The 19,378-nt window shown below is 46.6% G+C and carries 10 protein-coding genes and 9 pseudogenes; 6 read left to right on the forward strand and 13 right to left on the reverse strand.

The features are described from left to right. Positions 1–49: 49 nt before the first annotated feature. From MAE_RS36095 to MAE_RS12905, 7 genes and pseudogenes are all read right to left on the reverse strand, one after another. Positions 50–262: pseudogene (locus MAE_RS36095) on the reverse strand (hypothetical protein); the annotation flags it as partial. Between the two features lie 496 nt (positions 263–758). Next, a pseudogene (locus MAE_RS12880) lies at positions 759–1,484 on the reverse strand (RRXRR domain-containing protein); the annotation flags it as partial. Positions 1,485–1,702: 218 nt separating this feature from the next. Further along, the gene (locus MAE_RS12885; protein ID WP_002752253.1) at positions 1,703–2,023 is read right to left on the reverse strand and encodes a P-II family nitrogen regulator; all 321 of its coding nucleotides are present in this window, start codon (positions 2,021–2,023) and stop codon (positions 1,703–1,705) included. 398 nt (positions 2,024–2,421) lie between these two features. Further along, positions 2,422–3,270, reverse strand: coding sequence for a transglutaminase-like domain-containing protein (locus tag MAE_RS12890; protein ID WP_041804103.1), 849 nt, complete (start codon positions 3,268–3,270; stop codon positions 2,422–2,424). Further along, positions 3,264–3,770: a hypothetical protein gene (locus MAE_RS35015; protein ID WP_002799014.1), complete on the reverse strand. Its 507-nt coding sequence runs from the start codon at positions 3,768–3,770 to the stop codon at positions 3,264–3,266. The genes MAE_RS12890 and MAE_RS35015 overlap by 7 nt, the downstream gene beginning before the upstream one ends. After that, positions 3,771–4,865, reverse strand: coding sequence for a glycosyltransferase (locus tag MAE_RS12900; protein ID WP_002799015.1), 1,095 nt, complete (start codon positions 4,863–4,865; stop codon positions 3,771–3,773). Between the two features lie 35 nt (positions 4,866–4,900). Then, entirely contained in the window at positions 4,901–5,092 is a 192-nt protein-coding gene (locus MAE_RS12905) for a Thivi_2564 family membrane protein (RefSeq protein WP_012265960.1), read from the reverse strand. Between the two features lie 289 nt (positions 5,093–5,381). On the opposite strand from MAE_RS12905, the pseudogene MAE_RS35020 reads away from it, so the two are divergent. Then, positions 5,382–5,930, forward strand: a pseudogene (locus MAE_RS35020) (ISAs1 family transposase); the annotation flags it as partial. A gap of 362 nt (positions 5,931–6,292) precedes the next feature. Here the strand turns inward: MAE_RS35020 and MAE_RS12915 are convergent. Then, positions 6,293–6,829, reverse strand: a complete 537-nt coding sequence (locus tag MAE_RS12915; RefSeq protein WP_002799017.1) for a hypothetical protein — start codon at positions 6,827–6,829, stop codon at positions 6,293–6,295. Between the two features lie 100 nt (positions 6,830–6,929). Continuing rightward, a complete protein-coding gene (locus MAE_RS12920; RefSeq protein ID WP_002799018.1) occupies positions 6,930–7,418 on the reverse strand; it encodes an MgtC/SapB family protein in 489 nt (162 codons plus the stop codon). Positions 7,419–7,607: 189 nt separating this feature from the next. On the opposite strand from MAE_RS12920, the pseudogene MAE_RS12925 reads away from it, so the two are divergent. Then, positions 7,608–8,796, forward strand: a pseudogene (locus tag MAE_RS12925) (RNA-guided endonuclease InsQ/TnpB family protein). 415 nt (positions 8,797–9,211) lie between these two features. Beyond that, positions 9,212–9,490, forward strand: a pseudogene (locus MAE_RS12930) (tail length tape measure protein); the annotation flags it as partial. A gap of 238 nt (positions 9,491–9,728) precedes the next feature. On the opposite strand, the pseudogene MAE_RS12935 reads toward MAE_RS12930, so the two are convergent. Further along, positions 9,729–10,586: pseudogene (locus MAE_RS12935) on the reverse strand (IS5 family transposase). A 99-nt stretch (positions 10,587–10,685) separates the two neighbouring features. On the opposite strand from MAE_RS12935, the gene MAE_RS12940 reads away from it, so the two are divergent. Beyond that, on the forward strand, positions 10,686–11,522 hold the full coding sequence (locus MAE_RS12940) for an RNA-guided endonuclease InsQ/TnpB family protein (protein ID WP_422730596.1): 837 nt from the start codon (positions 10,686–10,688) through the stop codon (positions 11,520–11,522). A 103-nt stretch (positions 11,523–11,625) separates the two neighbouring features. Then, entirely contained in the window at positions 11,626–15,495 is a 3,870-nt protein-coding gene (locus tag MAE_RS12945) for a peroxidase family protein (RefSeq protein WP_012265968.1), read from the forward strand. Between the two features lie 253 nt (positions 15,496–15,748). Here MAE_RS12945 and MAE_RS12950 read toward each other — a convergent pair. Next, positions 15,749–17,182 (reverse strand): annotated as a pseudogene (locus tag MAE_RS12950) (IS1634 family transposase); the annotation flags it as partial. Positions 17,183–17,381: 199 nt separating this feature from the next. After that, positions 17,382–17,684 (reverse strand): annotated as a pseudogene (locus MAE_RS29620) (tail length tape measure protein); the annotation flags it as partial. 139 nt (positions 17,685–17,823) lie between these two features. On the opposite strand from MAE_RS29620, the pseudogene MAE_RS32195 reads away from it, so the two are divergent. Then, positions 17,824–18,036 (forward strand): annotated as a pseudogene (locus MAE_RS32195) (ISL3 family transposase); the annotation flags it as partial. A 164-nt stretch (positions 18,037–18,200) separates the two neighbouring features. Here the strand turns inward: MAE_RS32195 and ssuD are convergent. Continuing rightward, positions 18,201–19,319, reverse strand: a complete 1,119-nt coding sequence (ssuD, locus tag MAE_RS12965; RefSeq protein WP_002798483.1) for an FMNH2-dependent alkanesulfonate monooxygenase — start codon at positions 19,317–19,319, stop codon at positions 18,201–18,203. Between the last annotated feature and the right edge of the window lie 59 nt (positions 19,320–19,378).

Raw genomic sequence — 19,378 nt, forward strand, 5'->3', positions numbered from 1 at the left:
GGTCTGAAACCCCGCCCTTTAGCGATAGCGGAGGGCGGCTTTACATAAGTTAGTGAGAAACAATTAAACCGTTAGAACGACGAATTAACTGAATCTTACTAACAGTTATCTGTCCCAATCGTTGACCATTGGCATCGCTTACAGATAGCTGTTTTTCGGTATCTCCACTAACATAACCAATTCCTTTGGGAGAAGAAATTAAATCTCCTTTACGGAACCCATGTCTTGTGGTAGAGCCACCACATTTACGTCGTTTACCACCTTACAACTATGTCTGCTTCTTCATTGGAGGGGAATATACCGATGATCGAGTGAATATTTGTCATGAATTTCCTGTTTTTAGTACATAATTAGATTATATCCAACATTCCGCAGGTCAGATTCCACTTCATAAATATCCCTCTTTGGGAGTATCTCATTTATGCAAGTGAGTAATTAGGGTTTGCTGAAAAAGTTTTTCTTGGGGGCAGGGTGTGGCCCCCCCAACCCCCCCGACATCGGGGGGGCAGTTGGGGTGTAGGGTTTTACCGATTTTGAAGGCAGGGAAAAAGTCCCTGAATTTTCCCCCCGATCACTCCCATATCTGGTACTTTTTGATTTACAAAAACTCTAAAAGTCTTAACCAACAAGGGTTTTACCATTATTCAGCCAGCCCTAATTATACTTGTCCCTAAAACTGGTTTCTAGCAAGGCTTTCAAAATAGCTTGACATAAAACCTGATTTAGGGGTTACAAAGGTGAGATGCTCCCTCCCTCTTAGCAATGCCATCGTTAGCATGACTTTCTGGTGATTGTTTTGCTTTATTTTTGGATTTTTCTAGTCGCAAATATTTTCTGAGATTAGAGGTTTGCCAACCAAAGCGAGTATGGACTTTTGCCAATTGAGATAGTTGCTCAATCGCCCATTTCTGTCTGACCATAACTGGCGAAAAACCTTTTCTAGACTTAGCTCCTTTTCTACTGGAAGTTAGATCAATATCGGTTTTGACATACTCAAAGTAAATGTCAGTAATTGGATAGATTTTGGTTAGTTCAGAAACGTCTCGAAGTTCAAGTTGACGATTAGCTCTAATTGAGGGAGCTAATTTTCCTTGTCTTCTATTTGAAAATCGTTTTTGTCGATGCGCTCTTAGATTAAAAGAAAGTTGGCGGTTAATCCGTCTTTTTCTACGTCCTCTTCGCATTAAGCAGCGATTGTCTAGGCACTCTCTTACTCGCTTAAAAGGAAGTTCTAAGTGAGCCTTCCAAAGAGTAAAAAGGGAGGATTGAACACCAATTCCAGAGAATAATTTACCCGGGTCAATGCCAATAGCAATTGGTTGGGTTTTGCTATCGGAAGGTTCAGTGGTTAGCTGGACATAGAAAATATCTAAGTCGTTGAATTTACCGATAGCTTTTCCTTCCTTAATCCACCGCCTGGCCCGACTGGGTTTGGTGGGCATTAACGGTTTTCCGTCTTTTGAGATAACAGGAACTCTTGCTATGGAGATAATCCTTAAGAGTGAAGTTAATGTCCCTTACCGCAACACAATCAAGATGTCTTGTCTAACAACGCTTTACCAATAAAGCTTAGAGAGAATCCGAACTAGGGAAGCATTCGGAAGTCTGTGCCAGATTGTGTCTCGATGCGGTAGTCTCTACTTGCGTCGCCTAAATTGGTCTAGGCAAGCCCCGTCCCTTTTAGGGCGGGGTTAGTGACGAATCAAATTATCTCAAACCCAGTCAACGCTTCGACATTTTGTCGGAAAGCGATTAAGGCATGATTAGCTTGATACTCGACGAGACCAGAGAAGATCGCCTCCGAGACTTCCTGCGAGACAACGGTTTTGATCTCAATATTGGTGTTATAACCGACCATATCTCCCTGGCGGTTGCCGTGGCGACCTGCGCCCTGGGCTTGCGAGAGGGTATAGCCAGTTACGCCTAACTCTTGCAGCAGCTTGATCATGCGGTCTTGCAAGACGGTTTCACCAATGATGACAACCAGTACAGCCGGTTTAATGGGTAGGGATGAGGATGACATGGGCAACTCCTAAAATGGGTTTTTCAAAGACAATACTATTGACATCCTCACCACGCCACTTTTTTTGGATGGTCGCGTCAATGGGGTTGACGCAGATAGCGAAAAACGCTTAATTGCTTAAGTCTGACACTTTCGACCCGTCCGTTTTCAGTGTCCGAATGCCGGACGGCCACTTTGAACAAGTCGAAAAAATCTCATGTTCAACCTTATTTCCTAGAAAGTTTTACTCGTTCAAGGCCGAATTTGACTTCTTTTCTGAACGAAACCCCCTACTATCTGTGGTCAGGGTTCAGTTTTTAGCTTGGTTATCGCTTTTTCCATTGTAGCTTAAAGCCGTCCTCAAAGGACGGGGTTTTCAACCCAAATTTTCGATAATAGAATACCTGACTGGGGTACGCTCAAGAGATGGCGATCGCCTCTGTTGTCGGTATCAAAATATTCTCGGAAATCGGCTTGGCATCGGGTAAGTAGTCCATAAAAAGCCTCATCTGATTCATTTGTACCGGACCAAAAATAGTGGCAAAAGAAACATCGGCTGCATCTCGTCCTGTGCCAACGCGAATTAGCCCGCTCTGAGGCACAAGGCGGGTAGGATCGAAAAGATACCAGCGACCCCCTAGATAAGCCTCAAACCAGGCATGAAAATCGGGGGGATTTAAACCATAGGCGTAGCCGGAAACAAAGCGTGCCGGAATGTTCAAAGCTCGACAAAAAGCAATACCTAAATGGGCAAAATCACGGCAAACGCCTACCCTTTCTATCGCTGTATCGCAAGCAGAAGTTAAAGAATCACTGCTACCAGAGAGATACAAAACATTGTCATAAATCCAGTTACAGATAGCTGTCACCCTGGAATAACCAGGGACTAAATTGCCAAATTCAGCCGCGACAAAGCGCAATAATCGATCTGACTGACAGTAACGACTCGGATAAAGATAGTACAAGATATCGAGGGGTAAATCGGCCGGCTTTACTTCAAAAATCGTACTGGGGTCTGAATAATAAGGAGATAAGCCAACGGTTGCTCGATAGGAAATTTGCAAATTGCCAGGAGGGGCATTGAGTCGAAAGTATCGGTTTCCACTGACAGAAGTGATGTATTCCTCAATCGACCGTTGAGAGTTAGAATGGAGGTCTTCCTGAACAATAATCTGATGGTTGTTGCTGACAATAGCAACATTAAGAATTAGAGTGCTTGCTTGCTCAATGCTGTAGGTTAATTCACAGCCAAGCTCATACTTTAGCATATCGTTTTTCCCTGTCCTTTCAATACGAGCAGATGCTGGAGCCGAAGCCGATTGTAACGCTGCACCCACAAACAAGGCAGGTTGAAGGCTGTTCCTACGGCGAGGTTTACCAGCACACCCCAGCCAGGAGTCCAGAGCATCGTCACTAACCAAAACAGCCAGATGGCGATGTGAACGTATTCCGCGCGACGGGTTTCAGCCAAAAAACGGGACATTACGGCACAGTCCCCACCGCCAACGGATGTTTTGCGAAAACCTCCTGGGAAGAAATCCCCTGCTTCTGGCAACCGATCCTTCCATCGCTTGATCCGCAGTACCCGATTGTACCATTGTCTATCTTCCCCCCAGGGTCGTGGCCGGGTCAGGCAGGTGTCCGTTTCTAGGAATTTCAGGGGAAGTCGATGACCGACAAAACCGATCAAAAGTGACCAGGCTGTCCAACCGACCACACAAAGCCCGACAATTACCCCATCCGGTAACTGTAGTATAGATAATCTCATTCATTCACCTTGCCATCGGGTACTTATCCTTCGTCCTTTCCATTCGATTTGACCACGTTCGAGATTCAGAATTGCCAGCAGGAACACTGCAATGAAGAAGGCAACCGGAATGGGGAAGAAAAAGACGATTGCTCCGAATGAACCCACTGGCCATACAATTATGGCTAACTGTATGGCGAAGGCAAGATAAAGCAGTACGTTATATAGTAAGGATGAATTCCCGACAATCGGCCAGCCGAATAGGGATGCGGGCAGACACCAAGCCGCCCAGAACAGCCCTGAAAGCCAGAACACAACCGCCAGCATCCGCAGCCAAGAGACTTCCCCTGCTGCCGTTGCAAAGTTTTTGTCGAAACCAACAACCAAGTCCCGCAGCCCGCCGGGGTACATCCGATAGTCCAGTTGGCCATGACCAATGTAGGCACTTGCTGGCAGTCCCGCACTCTCATAAATATGAGCCATGAACCAGTCTTCTACAACATATCCTGCCACAGCGTCGTGGCCGCCGACCCGCTCATAGTCATGCTTGCTGGTAGCCATAGCCGGTCCAAAAGCCACACCACCTCTTGCTCCCAGTTTGACGGCCATCAAGCCGACGAGATTGAACAGAACCGCTAACAGTTCGTAGGGGCGTTCAGTGCGGTGATAGGGCTGAACTGAGACCAGACCACCTAAGTGTTGAACAGTTGCCACCAGCCTGCGGAGCAGCTCCTCCCCTGGCTCAGTGTCGGCATCGAGAAAGACGAGAATATCGCCAGATGAGGCTGCATATCCGGTTTTGAGTGCCCAGTTTTTCCCTGTCCAACCTGTGGGCAAAGGGCTAGTCTGCACTACTTTCACCCCGGCCTGTTCGGCGATCTGTGGGGTAGCATCGGCGGACTGGTCATCGATGACAATGATTTCGTAGGGCTTGAATGTTTGCTGCTTTAAGGCTGTTAGCAAATTAGGGAGGGTACTCTCTTCATTCCTCGCCGGAATCAAGACCGAGACTTTAGGCGAACCGACGACTGAAAGGTCTGGAAGTCGCGGCAACCGCCACATCAATCCCCAGCCTATTAGCCAGCGCACCACCAGTGTGATGGACATCAGATCCATAATAATTCAACCTTTCCTTCCGTCTAGAACATCACTCACCTACCGATACGAATTCCCTTGAGAAAACTCAGCAATCCGAACACCTTAAGAATCCACAAAACGAGGGCGATGACAACCACAATGTTCAGGATTTGCTTGATCTTGCTGTCCATCGGAATGTAGTTGTTCACGAGCCACAATAGAACCCCAACCACGATGATAACTACCACAAACTGTACCAGATCCATGACTGACCTCCTTTCTCCGATCTAATGAGTTTCGTCAAGCATTTTATTCTCTTCATTATTATATATGCTCGTTTATATATGCTCGTTAGGTGGCCAGGGCAATCGCACACAATTCTTGAAGATACGCAATAAATCTACAAGATATCCTCATGTAATAGCAATTAGGAGATAAATATTAAATTTTTCAAGTTAGTATACAGAATATTAACTATCTGTTTACAGGTTCGCACAAAACAATGTTAACGGACAAATGTTCATCACCAACAGCCCTGATTGAAAAACACGCACTCTAAAAGACCCTAGAGCGTTACACAACATTGAGCATTTGCTGATAGATATTATTGTGATTACTATCTGTGCAACCATTTGTGGGGCGAACAACTGGGAAGCAGTTGCTGCCTATGGTATAACCAAATATGAATGGCTAAAAACTTTTCTAGCTCTGCCTAATGGGATTCCCTCTCATGATACATTGATCCGATTATTTGCCCGTTTAAAATCAGAAGAACTCCAGTCATGCTTTATTAGTTGGATGCAAGCAGTTCATCAGGTGACCAATGGAGAACTCTTAAATGTGGACGGGAAAACCTGACGAGGGGCAAAAGAACGAGGAAATAACCGCAGTTTAATTCCTATGGTAAGTGTCTGGTCAGCCACTAATCATTTGGTACTTGGTCAACGAAAAGTCGCTGAAAAATCCAATGAGATTACTGCTATTCCTGAATTATTGAAGATTTGAGAAATTCGAGGTTGTTTAGTAAGTATTGATGCCATGGGATGTCAAACGGAAATTGCCTCTACAATTATTGAGCAAGGCGCTGATTATGTATTAGCATTGTGAAGCGCTGATCTGCCAAGCATTATACCCTCAGTTATCTTTTGTTATCGTTTGAGTCCCGCTAAATAGGGCTTGCTGAATAATGGTAAAACCCTTTTAAAATAAGGCTTTTGACCTGTTAAAATCCGATGTTCATGCTGCGAAAATAGGATTGGGACATTCAAAAACCTTGCATTATCCTTCTTGTAGTACATAAACCGGTACAAAAAAAAGAGGGCAACAAAGCCTGAAACGACCGGCTACTGACGACCGACGACCGACTCCTAACCCCACCAACAAACTTTTTCAGCAAACCCTAAATAAGCAATTCGACTCACCACTACTTCCAGATCGCTACCCCATAGTCTATCCCTTTCCTGGCGTTACTGGGTTTTCTGCGTTTGCTCCAGATACTTCCGCACACTCTGTCCCATCTGCACCAGATTCGGTTCAATCTTTTTGGCCAGAAGCTCTTCGACTAGGTGAACTAAGCGACTGAGCAAGAAGGGTGGCACACTGTGAACTGCGCTGAGGTCAATCCTCACTTCGCCTCGGCTTTCCACCAATGTGCAATTGCCTCGATCCAGAAAGCGGTTCTTGCCAGCGCAAAACACCGCCTCTCGGTAGGCATGGGTTTCAATTTGCCAGTCCACAGTAAACTCATTGTTGTCCCAGATATCGTATTCCGTCCAAGTGAACAGTTCTTCACTCAAAAGTGCCCGAGCAGCGGCTGGGATGTCCCCACCCCCATGCCACTCCAGCACCAGTCGCACCAGTCGCTCCGCTTCCTGGCGAGACTTGAGTTGCAGCGATCGCACATTGGGCAGATACGGCCCCAACTCCATCAGCTTGTCCCGATAGGTGGCATAAACCAAGGATCGAGAAAACGACACCTGTGAATCAACGGAAATTTTGATCATCTTTGGGCTCCAACGGCATGGGGCAAGATATGCAGTTTAACGCGGGTATGAAGTACTTGTACATCTTCAACCCCTATCCGCCCGAATACTCCGACCCCGTTTAACTCCCCCTTCCACGGCGTTCAAACAACCGTTCGACCTTGGGAATTAAGGATAAGATTCCCAAGGCTAAGAGAGTGCTGAGAATGGCCGTCGCTTCTCGCCCCATCCCAGCCGCTACGCCGATGGCCGCCGTTAGCCATATGCCCGCCGCCGTGGTCATCCCCTTAGCCTCCTCTTGGTGCCTTCCTATAATGATCGATCCGGCCCCAAGGAATCCCACCCCAGCGATCAAGCCCTGCAACACACGAGTTAAATCTGCGATCGATGCCCCAGATTGTTGAGGAATGAGGACGAAGAGTGCTGCCCCGAAAGAAACCAGCATATGCGTTCGCAACCCTGCCGCCTTGCCCTTGATCTCCCGATCGTACCCCAGTAGACCACCAAGGATCGCCGCAAGCAGGAAGCGTAAAATGATGCGGATAATTTGAGCCACATCGGTGATCTCGGAGAATTCCGATAGCACAGTATTCCATATCACTTGCCACACACCCGTAGTCCCTCCTTACTTTGGCTGTACTTCATTCTACAAAGTTGGCTGTAATTTCTTTATTGATGTCCGATCGTTCTACCGATAGATTGCATCATCGGAAATTTTGGGTCTGAAACCCCGCCGTTTTACGGCGGCTTTGCTGTTAAATACTAGCGCATTTACACGATATACGCTAAAATGTGAGACATGGAAAAAGCCTATTCTTACCGATTTTACCCCACACCAACACAAGAGTCGCTATTGCGGCGCACATTGGGCTGTGTAAGATTAGTTTACAACAAAGCTCTCCACGAACGAACACAAGCTTGGTATGAAAGACAAGAAAGAGTAGGCTACGCTCAAGCTTCTTCAATGCTAACCGAGTGGAAAAAACAAGAAGAATTAGACTTTCTCAACGAGGTAAGCTGTGTACCTTTACAACAAGGGTTAAGACATTTACAAACAGCTTTTACTAATTTCTTTGCTGGTCGGACTAAGTATCCTAACTTTAAGAAAAAACATCAGGGAGGAAGTGCCGAATTTACCAAGTCTGCTTTTAAATTTAAAGACAAACAAATCTATTTAGCCAAATGCACAGAACCTTTACCTATTCGATGGTCAAGAAAAATACCAGAAAGCTGTGAACCAAGCACAGTAACAGTCAGATTACATCCCTCAGGACGTTGGCATATTTCAATTAGATTTGATGACCCAACGATTAAGCCATTACCAGTAACAGATAAAGCCATCGGAATTGACTTAGGAATTAGTAGCCTAGTAATTACCAGCAATGGCGATAAAGTATCTAATCCTAAGCACTTTAAAAAGCATTATCGGAGACTGCGAAAGGACCCAAAAAGTCTTTCTCGAAAACAGAAAGGCTCAAAAAATCGGGAAAAAGCGAGAATCAAAGTAGCCAAGATTCACGCCCAAATTACTGATAACAGAAAAGACCATTTACACAAGCTAACCACTCAATTAGTCCGTGAAAACCAAACGATTGTGGTTGAGAACTTAGCCGTCAAGAATATGGTCAAAAACCCGAAATTATCTCAGGCAATATCTGACGTTAGTTGGGGAGAAATCACTCGACAATTAGCCTATAAATGCCGTTGGTATGGGAGAAACTACATCGAAATAGATAGATGGTTTCCTAGCTCTAAAAGGTGTAGTAATTGCGGGTATATTGCCCTTGAAAATGCCGTTAAATATTCGACAGTGGGACTGTCCAATCTGTGGAACACACCATGACCGAGATATTAACGCTAGTAAAAATATTTTGGCCGCAGGGCTTGCGGTGTCAGTCTGTAGAGCGACCATAAGACCAGAACAGAGTAAATCTGTTAAGGCAGGTGCGAAAAATCCTTCGGGAAAGAAGCAGAAACCCAAATCGTGAGGTTTGGGAATCACCGTCCGTTTACGGCGGTGAGGATGTCAACAATCGTGACTCGGAAAAACTCACCCTCTGACTCAAACCGCTCAGTGCCAAAGTACCATCCAATCCGCAGACGGGTCGGAATGGTATAGCCACAGAATGTGCCTTCTTCCTCTATAATTCCACCGAAGTCCACATAATGGGACTTAGGCGTTTTCGGTCAGCAAAAAAGGCTCAAACCATTACGGGACAAACGGTTAACCTCGATTTATGATTTTCCTTGATATATCTGAACTTCCCCCATACATATATACCATAACAGCCGAAAACCCTTATCTATCAATGGATACACCCATTAACTTTTATTAATATACCCATGTAATTTGTAATATTTCTTAATGGACAAGAATTCTCTCCATTTGCTAAAATAGTGGTCATGTATATAGAAAAAGTTCCTAACCGTAATTCCCCCCCCGCTGTTCTTCTTCGAGAGTCCTACCGAGAAGGAGAACAAGTCAAAAAAAGAACCCTTGCCAATCTCTCAAAATTACCCGATGATATTATTGACAATCTGAAACTGGCTCTTAAAGGAGCAACACTGTCAATGACTGAAGGCATTCCCAATCATTTTGAAGTGATTAGAAGTCTTCCTCATGGTCATGTGATGGCTATTTTAGAGACGATTAAAAAATTGGGTTTAGATAAAATAATCAATAGAACTCTTGCAAATTAATTATATGTTGTAATGATGGGTTAACTAATTTTCCCAAAAAAAATTAGTTAATCAGTACATTCGTCCTGAATGAAAACTTGAAGTTTAACTTTTAACTCAAAACTCTTTAGAGCTGCTTTAATTTGGTTATCAAAACCTCTTTATTTAAGCGGCACAAACTATCTCAATTTTTATAATTGAGAATAAATTCTCCTTGACTTGATTAATCTTTAGGCAACTTTTAAGAAGCTGCTATACCTATCCCTAACTCACAGTTATAAATAGCCGCCAACAAGTTAACTCTTAAACTATATCTTCGACGACGATTCCGATATTTACAGGATAAGATTTTAAAGATTTTGAGTTTCCTATTTATAGGTTCAATGATAATTCTTTCTTTGGACAAAGCCTTGTTATACTCCTTTTCTAAGTCTGTTAATTTTCCATTTTTCGGTTTCTTTTTCGGTGTATAACTATTACTATGGTATGCAGCTATTCCCTGATAACCACTGTCTTCTATGCTGGTAGTTAAAGGATGAAAACGAACTCGACTTTTTTTAAATAAACTAAAATCATGACCTCTGCCTTTCCCACAAAAGACACAGATAATTTCCTCGGTATTTTGATCAGCTACTAATTGGGATTTTAAAGTATGATAACCTCTTTTACCCCCCAAAAAATCTTTCTGTTTCTTTTTGGGGTGTTCAATGGGAGTTTCCGTTACATCCATTACCGTTACGACCGGTATCTCTGCTTGATTTAGTAGAGCTTTTTTTCCTTTTAAACGGAAGTTTCCCGATTGTAAAAGCATTTTTTCCGTCTTATTTACAATCCGACATATAGTTGATTCTGATAGTTCCCAGCTTGTACCAATGTGAAAATATGTTCTATATTCTCGCCAATATTCTAACGTTACTAAAACTTGTTCTTCTATAGATAGTTTAGGTTTCGGTCCCCTTTTAGATGGTGAATTAGAGTCGGCTTCAACACTTTTTACTGATTCTACCATCTTTCTATAGGTTTGTTTATACACACCGAAACGGCGTTTGAATTGTTCATCTGATCAGTTTTGATAATCCATAATTTTGCTAATAAACATAGCAAAATTATAGATGATTTCCTGACCTAAGATCACATTTTATTCTTTTTTCCACTTCAATCTAAGAATTGAGAAAAAAGCAAAACCTTATATTATACCATAAAAAAATTATGCAAGAGGTCTAATAAGTTTATCCACATCACGGATAAAACAGGGATAGGAAAATTAAAGCTAATCGGCACTTTTAACCGTCAACTCTTAGACAAAACCACAATCAAGAGAGTCAGGCTTATTAGACGAGCAGATGGCTTTTATTGTCAATTTGTCTTAGACATTGAGAGAAAAGAACCACTTGACTCTACAGGAAAAGAAGTAGGGATTGATTTAGGCTTAAACCATTTCTTGACTGACTCTAATGGGGATAAAATTGATAACCCACGGTTTCTTTGTAAGTCGGAAAAAAGACTAAAAAAGGCTCAACGTAAACTCTCAAAAAAGAAAAAGGGAAGCCAAAAAAGGTTAAAGCAGAAATCTAAAGTAGCTCGCCTTCATCTAAAAGTTTCTAGACAACGCCAAGATTTTGCCGTCAAGACAGCAAAAGCGTTAATCCAATCTAACGATTTGGTAGTCTATGAGGACTTGAAGGTATCTAATATGGTGAAAAATCCTAAGCTTGCTAAATCTATTTCAGATGCAAGTTGGTCAATGTTCACCGATTGGCTAGGCTACTTTGGAAAAATACACGGGAAGTTTGTGGTAGCGGTAAATCCACGATATACTAGCCAACAATGTTCTGATTGTGGCAATATTGTCAAGAAAACATTATCTGTAAGAACTCATGTTTGTTCTTGTGGGTGTGTCTTGGACAGGGATGAAAACGCCGCTATAAACATTCTCAATAAAGCAAATACTGTCGGGCGGACAGAAATTCAAGCCCTCGGACAGACTACCCACTGTCTATTAGGTGAAAGCCTAATAAATAAGGTAACTGGATGAACAGGGAATCCCTCGCTTTTAGCGATGGGAGCGTCAAATGGATGTCGGCTGTACCTCAGTGTGCCATAATGAATGTAGGAAAAGTATTGCACACTACCAAATCATGCCAAATCCCAATTTCGATTCGGTGATTGACACGTTCACAATCGACGATCTGTTTTTTCTCCGTTATCAATATCGCGTCTACAAGGAGTGGAACAACGATCCCCGTCTCGCCGTTCTGCCTGGCTTCAGTCCGGGTGTGACGGGTGCCAGGGCCACCAGCGGCATCCGCTTTGTCGATGGCACGGATCAATTGCGTTACCAGGTGGGTGGCGGCATCACCCCCATCTCGGCACCCTACCCCTTGTCCACCACAGATCCGAAATTCATGGCCGGGGCGACAGGCACACTGTTTCGCCGTCTCACCAGCCAGAGCTTCACGCAAGCCACGGGTGGTTTCACGATCAACTTCCAGACAGGAGCAGTCGTCTACGACCAAAACTATACGCTTGATTACAGCCTTCGCGGCTCTGCCAATCCCAGCAATCCCCACATCTTCGATGCCAGCCCCAGGCTGATCAGCAATCTGGTTTCCAATCAAAGCGGCAAGACAGCGCTGCAGGTGTTGGATGATCCCTACGCCAGGGAGTGGACCCAGGCTGGCACCCAGGCTGGCAAGCGGGTGAGCCAGAAAAACAACACCCGCCATGAAACCATTCTCACCGGTGGCAATGGGGTGAATGGCTCCAATACTGGGAATCCCCTGCCGAATTCAGGCTTTTTCGCCCTGTTTGGCCAATACAACGACCACGGCATGGATTTTCTCGCCAAGGGTAAGGATGGCAGCCTGCTGATCCCCCTGCTCCCCGGAGACAGCCTTTACACCCCTGGCTCGCCCACCAACTTCATGGCTCTCTCCCGCACCAACACCGTGCAGGTGGAGATCGGCGAGGGCAGCCGCGATGCCCTGGTGGCGGAGCTAGGCCTAGCGGGCTACAGCCGCCCCAGCCAATGGGATGTGGACAATGAGAACGCCGCCATCGGCACCAGCTTCACTGGCACCAGTGGGGGGACCTTGGTACTCAATGAGCAGCTGATCGTGATCAGTGCGGGTGCCACCCTCAACGATATAGTGACCACCATCAACAGCAAGGCGGCCTTCACCGGCGTGGTTGCCTCCACCACCACCAACGGCAGCAGCCAGAGCGTGCTGAAGCTCACCCCACGCAATGGCGAGAGCTTCAACCAGACCTCCGCCTTTTTTGATCTCAACCAGGTCTATGGCTCGGTGGAGAGCCATGCCATTTTCATGCGGGAATACAAGGGCAATGGTGAACTGACGGGCCGGCTGCTCGCAGATCCGCAAAACTCCACCGCCCGCTGGTTTGACCTGAAAAAGAATGCCGAGCGCATTGGCCTGACCTTGCGTGATCGCGATGTGCTGTCTGTACCCCTAGTGGAGATCATCCCCCAGGGCCAGCCCAATGCAGGCCGCTATGCCTTTGTGGTACTCGACAAGGTGTCGGGGCAGAAGAGCTACGTCTTTGATACGGCGGATGTCACGTCCAATCAGGTGCTGGCCAAGGCGGGTTCAGCGTTTCTGATCGATCTGGCCCGTGACTGGAAAGGATCTCCCCAGCCTGCTGGTAGCGATCCCTTCAAAGCCAACGGTGATCTGAAGGATCCCTCTCGGCTGAATGAACACGCTGTGGGCGGAGATGGGCGCCTGAATGAAAATATTGGTCTCACGGCAATGCATGAGATCTTTGTCACCACCCACAACAATATCCTGTCTCAGATCGAGGCCAATCTGGCCCAAAATGCCGGAAACAATGGTAATAACCAGGCCCTTTCCGGACAAGAGCTGTTTGAAATGGCCAAGCTGGCCAATGAAAACTTCTACCAACACCATGTGTTGCAGGAGTACGCGCGGCGCATTACCCCCAACCTGGGTGCATTCGCAGGTGCCAATGCGGGCAACAACAACAACGCCGGCTTCAATGCCAGCATCTTGGCGGAATTCGCCTCCAGCGCCTTTCGCTTCGGCCATTCCCAGCTCACCGAAACCGTGGCCCTCACCTCGGTGAACCAGCAAACGGGCCTGGCTAACCCCGGCGGGCAGATGGACATCCCGCTGCTGCAGGCCTTTCTCGCCCCCCAGATCTACACGCGCCACACAGCAGGGCAGATCGCCGCAGGGATGAGCCAGCAGGTGGGCAACGCCACCGATGAATTCATCACCAACACCCTTCAAAACGCCCTGGTGGGCCTGCCCTTGGATCTGGGTGCCCTCAACATCGCCCGCGGCCTGGATACCGGCATCACCTCCCTCAATGAAGCCCGTCGCCAGATTCAAACCTACCTTCGTGACGTGCGTACCTCTCCAGGGGGCACCACCGGGTTGGTGCAGGCCAACAATGCCATTGACGCCAACCTGGCATCCCTGGAGGCCAACCTGCGGCCCTATATCAGCTGGAAGGATTTTGGAGCCCATCTGCTTCATCCCGAATCTTTGAAGACGTTCATCATGGCCTACGCCCGCGATGCCATCCTCAGTGGCTATTCGGGCAATGCCAATCTCTCCTATTGGAATCAACTGCAAGCCAGTTCGGCTCCAGGCGCGGCAGCCACCTACGCCGCGGCCCTCTCCGCTGCGGCGGATTTGGCCATGGGGGATGACGCCTTCATGGGCCTGCTCTACAGCGGCAGCAGCTCCGATGCCCTCAATCCCTCAGCGCCGGTGAACACGCCCAGCGGCAACCAGGACTTCCAAAATATCTCCCTCTGGCTGGGGGGATTGGCAGAGGCCAAAACCCCCGGCGGTATGCTTGGCCCCACCCATGATTTCATCTATGCCTACCAGATGCAGCAACTGCAGCGGGGTGATGAAACCTACTACCTGAGCAAGCTGGCTGCCACGGATCTGGTGGAGGAAATCAAGGGCAAGACGGTGGCCGACATGGTGATGGCTGCCACGGGAGTGAAGCATCTCTACCACAAGATCTTTGCGGTGAATGATGCTGATTATGAGCGATCCCTGCAAAGCTTCAACACCTATTCTTCTGAAGCTTTATTGCTTGGGGCCACTCAGACGGTGGTGGATGTCACCGGAACTCAACGGCTGGTGGGCAGGGCTGGCTATGTGAATGGGGTGCTTGTCGGCAATGGTGGCAACTACCTTGATGCCCGCGGTGTGTTCAGTCCCAACGGGGAGGGCAAGGCCAGTGAGCTCTTTGGCGGCACCAACGGCTCCGATCAATTCAAGGGCTTGGCTGGGGATGACTGCATGTGGGGCGATGGAGGCGCGGACACCTTCTGGGCCGGCGATGACAATGACTTTGCCGATGGCGGTGAAGGACATGACACCATCTACGGTGAAAACGGCTTTGACATGTTGCGTGGGGATGCCGGCAACGATCAGATTTATGGCGGCACTGGCAACGACGATATGTATGGCGGAGAGGGCAACGACAGCCTCTTCGGTGAGGATGGCATCGATGATCTCAACGGCGGCAATGGCAACGACCTGGTCTCCGGTGGGCTGGGCAACGACCAGGTGAAGGGACAGGCGGGTAACGACACCCTCATCGGCGGCCAGGGGAACGACATCATCACAGGGGGGGGAGGAAACGATCTCTTCACCTTCAACGAGGCCCCAGGTCTTAATGGGGTGGATCAACTGCGGGACTTCAACTCCACTCTGGACAAACTGGTCTTCGACAAGAACGTCTACGCAGGACTGAGCGGCTCCACCCTTACCGCAGCCCAGCTGCGGGCGGAGGCCGGGGCGACGGTGGCCACCACGGCGAGCCAGCGCTTCATCTACAACCTCTCCAACGGTGATCTGTTCTTTGATCCCGACGGCACTGGCGTTCTCGCGGTCACGCAGATCGCCAACCTGAACCGCTTCAATCCAGCTTTTCCCTCGGATGTGGCGTCGGCCAACGCGGTCTTCCCCAACCTGGTCAGCAGCAATTTCTTGCTGATCTGAGTGGCCTTGGAAGTGTAACAAATTATACTGAATTTTTTTACAATTCAGTATCGATTACGGCGGTTGCTTTATTTGTCTGGCACAGCTAATTCCTTAGTGGAGAATGTACCAGACCAATCCTGAAGCCGCCGTAGTTATTAAGAATATTGAACGCAATTATCAGCGTTTCAGAGACTATATTACTGGACTTCCCCGTTGACAAAAAGCCATAACCTATGCTGTAGAAGGGATTAAGAGAATTTCCGCCGCCCCGTTACTGGGTACAAATCAGGGAAACTCCCAATAAATCTAACGCTTTTTGTTGCAGTTGGGTCGGTCGAGTTATCTTAGAAAAACGATAACTTCCCTCCCTAATCGTACATTCCACTGTATTCAAGCAAATTGTCCCCAGGTCTTCCAACAAAGTCCGAAAACTATGCACAGGGAGGTTCTCTTGATTCCGTTTTTTTCTCTCTTTAGACTGAGCGGATTCACTCCGATTGGCTTTAATCACATTCAGAGAACCATCATCAATTTCTTCATCCTCAAATAACAAAGGAGCCAAAGACTGTTTTAAATGCCATTCCACATAATAAGCCAACATACATAAAAAGATATGAGCCTTGACTCTATCACCCTTATAATGATAGATAGGACGTACCTTTAAATCAATTGACTTATAACAGCGAAATGCCTCCTCCACTTGAGACAAACTTTTATAAGCTTTAACCGTCGTCGATGCATCCATCAAAGTTGACTCCAGAGAAGTTCTTAACACATACACACCATCCAAGGCCGTTTCTTGAGCGATTAATTCCAGCTTACGCTGATAAGAAAAGCCTTCTTCTGTTATCTCTAGGTTATAGTATTTATTGACCTTAAACTGATGAAGAATCTTGCCCACTCTCAAAGCTATCTTATCTTGACCCTTTAAAGCTCTTTTCTCCCTTTGAGTCGCCTGAACAATCAAATCTAGTTCCTTCTCTACCGCTTCTAATAATGCCTCTCTTTGTAGTTGATTTTTCTGGGCAATGAAGGGATTCCGACAAGCAATTAATCTTTCATCGGGATAATCTTCACTCTCAAATTCCACCAAGTTTACCTGCTCAAATAATCCTAATTGAATCACTTCTACCTCAGCCAGTTTCCGAATTTGAGGCTTAGTTAAACCAGTAATATAGTCTAATCCTTCTAGCGGTTTTACTAATTCCTTGATTTTCGAGTTGGTGAAAATTCCTCTATCGCTTACCCAGACCACATTCTCAATCCCCCAACCCTTTCTGACTTTCTCAATTTGTCCGCTTAAAGTAGCACCGTCTGAGGTGTTTCCTTCAAATACTTCTACCGCTATCGGACAACCCTTGGCTGAACAGAGCAGACCAAAAACTATCTGAATTTTCCCTTTCTTTTTATCTCGATTATCACCATATTTTCCCAGTTCACAACCATTTCCTTCTAGGTAGGTAGAAGTGACATCATACAAGACTAATGTTCCTGATTCTAAGTGTTTAAGTGCTAGGTGCTTCTCAATTTTATCTTGTTTTTCTAATAACCAATCTAAGGCGTTATATAATTCGTCTTCATCGGCTTTCTCTAAGTCTAACAATTGTCCTAAACTCTGACTACAAGTCTCACTATTAAACCCTCTCGCTGTGGCTAGTTTTGATTTAGGATTGATGATTCTTGCCACAATCATCGCCACTACTAAGCTACTAAGGGGAGCATCTCACCTTTGCAATGAGCATAAATACTTAGTGGAAAAATAGGCTTTTCGAGGGTAATTCTTGTTTTAATTCTCCATGTACGCAGTCTTTAAAAGCCTCTATTTCGTTCCAAGACACGATTAAGAGTGGCTTTTAGGCTAAGTATAATTACTTATCGCGTAAGTGAGATGCTCCCACTACTAAGTTTCTGATTCGTGAGGATTTTTCACTGATTATTTTATCTAAACCTAATTTTTTAATCGTCTCTAAAATAGCCATCACATGACCATGAGGAAGACTTCTAATCACTTCAAAATGATTGGGAATGCCTTCATTCATGGACAGTGTTGCCCCTTTAAGAGCCAGTTTCAGATTGTCGATAATATCATCGGGTAATTTTGAGAGATTGGCAAGGGTTCTTTTTTTGACTTGTTCTCCTTCTCGGTAGGACTCTCGAAGAAGAACGGCGGGGGGGGAATTACGGTTAGGAACTTTTTCTATATACATGGCTATCATTCTAGCAAATGGAGAGAATTCTTGTCCATTAAGAAATGTTACAAATTACATGGGTACATTAAGAAAAGTTAATGGGTGTATCCATTGATAGATAAGGGTTTTCGGCTATTATGGTATATATGTATGGGGGAAGTTCAGCTATACGAAAAGACTAGCCGAGAATATACTCGAACAATTAAAAGAAGGAGATATTTTAAATGTTAGCCGAAGAAATGACGTAATGGAAGAAGAGATTCAAAGAATGCTAGAGGACATCGCCGAAGAAATTACAGAGCCAGATTTATCGAAATTAAAAAGACTAGGAATTGATGAAATCGCTCTAGTCAAAGGACAAAAAAATTACGGCTCTTCGGTAGATACTATACTGGAGACGGTTTGTGAATCTTACAAGTCTTATCCATCAAGAGTTTCAGAATCATAATCACCCCGTCTGCATAAGTCTGCATAATAAGTGCCGAAGAACCAACCATTATTACTTATTTCACAGATTTAGAACACTAGCGGAAATTAGATATGGGCAACGATCTCGCCGAAAGGAGCGAGAACCTGAACGGGTTGGGGTCGGATCGGCGCGCTCTCTACTGGTAAACGGGGAAACAACAGTTCGGCAGCCCGGTAGGCTTCCTCTAGATGGGGATAACCGGAGAGAATAAACGTCTCGATACCGAGATCTCGGTATTCGAGCAGACGGCGCGCTACCGTATCCGCATCCCCCACGAGAGCGGTTCCCGCTCCCCCGCGTACCAAACCCACCCCAGCCCAGAGATTTGGGCTAATTTCCAAGGCGGCGCGACTGCCGTTGTGCAATTGACTCATCCGCCGTTGCCCTTCCGAGTCCATGCGCGCGTAGGCGTTTTGGGCGGTGGCGATCGCTTCCTCGTCTACATAGCGGATCAATGTCTCCGCCGTCTCCCACGCTTCGCTGGCCGTTTCCCTGACGATAACGTGTAAACGAATGCCGAATCGGAGTGTCCGACCGCGGGCCTCGGCTAAACGGCGCACGGTGATGATTTTTTCGGCCACCGCGGACGGGGGTTCGCCCCAGGTTAGATAGACATCGACGTGTTTAGCGGCGATCTCGTGGGCGATGGGCGAGGAGCCACCGAACCAAAGGGGTGGGTGGGGCTTCTGTACGGGGGGAAACAGGACTTTTCCTCCCTCGATCCGCAGGTAATCGCCTTGAAAGTCCGTGTTCGGTTTCGATAATAGTTGTCGCCACACCGTTAGAAATTCATCGGTTAGACGGTAGCGATCATCATGGTTTAAATGTACGCCATCTCCCGCCAATTCCACTGGATCGCCTCCCGTGACGACGTTAATTAGTAAGCGCCCCTCGGAAAGGCGATCAAAAGTGGCCGCCATTCTCGCCGCCACCCCAGGAGAAACTAACCCCGGCCGCACCGCCACGAGAAAGCGCATCTGTCGCGTGTGCGTGACGAGGGTGGAAGCGACGATCCACGCGTCCTCGCAGGAACGCCCGGTCGGTAAAAGCGCACCCGTGTAGCCTAAATCGTCTACGGCACGCGCAATCTGCAACATATATGCGAAAGTAACGCTTCTCCCGCCGATCGCCGTTCCCAGATAACGTCCGTCGCCGTGGGTCGGGATAAACCAGAGTAATTGCATGGTCGGTATCCTTCGTGTAGAAATAATAACACATTAATTCTATCAAAATATTGTCTTTA

Source organism: Microcystis aeruginosa NIES-843, assembly GCF_000010625.1.
GTDB classification, from domain to species: domain Bacteria; phylum Cyanobacteriota; class Cyanobacteriia; order Cyanobacteriales; family Microcystaceae; genus Microcystis; species Microcystis aeruginosa.

Excerpts from the sequence above, each read along its gene's own strand:
- MAE_RS12885 (WP_002752253.1), bottom strand. The coding sequence starts at position 2,023 with ATGTCATCCTCATCCCTACCCATTAAACCGGCTGTACTGGTTGTCATC.
- MAE_RS12890 (WP_041804103.1), bottom strand. The coding sequence starts at position 3,270 with ATGCTAAAGTATGAGCTTGGCTGTGAATTAACCTACAGCATTGAGCAA.
- MAE_RS35015 (WP_002799014.1), bottom strand. The coding sequence starts at position 3,770 with ATGAGATTATCTATACTACAGTTACCGGATGGGGTAATTGTCGGGCTT.
- MAE_RS12900 (WP_002799015.1), bottom strand. The coding sequence starts at position 4,865 with ATGGATCTGATGTCCATCACACTGGTGGTGCGCTGGCTAATAGGCTGG.
- MAE_RS12905 (WP_012265960.1), bottom strand. The coding sequence starts at position 5,092 with ATGGATCTGGTACAGTTTGTGGTAGTTATCATCGTGGTTGGGGTTCTA.
- MAE_RS12915 (WP_002799017.1), bottom strand. The coding sequence starts at position 6,829 with ATGATCAAAATTTCCGTTGATTCACAGGTGTCGTTTTCTCGATCCTTG.
- MAE_RS12945 (WP_012265968.1), top strand. The coding sequence starts at position 11,626 with ATGCCAAATCCCAATTTCGATTCGGTGATTGACACGTTCACAATCGAC.
- ssuD (WP_002798483.1), bottom strand. The coding sequence starts at position 19,319 with ATGCAATTACTCTGGTTTATCCCGACCCACGGCGACGGACGTTATCTG.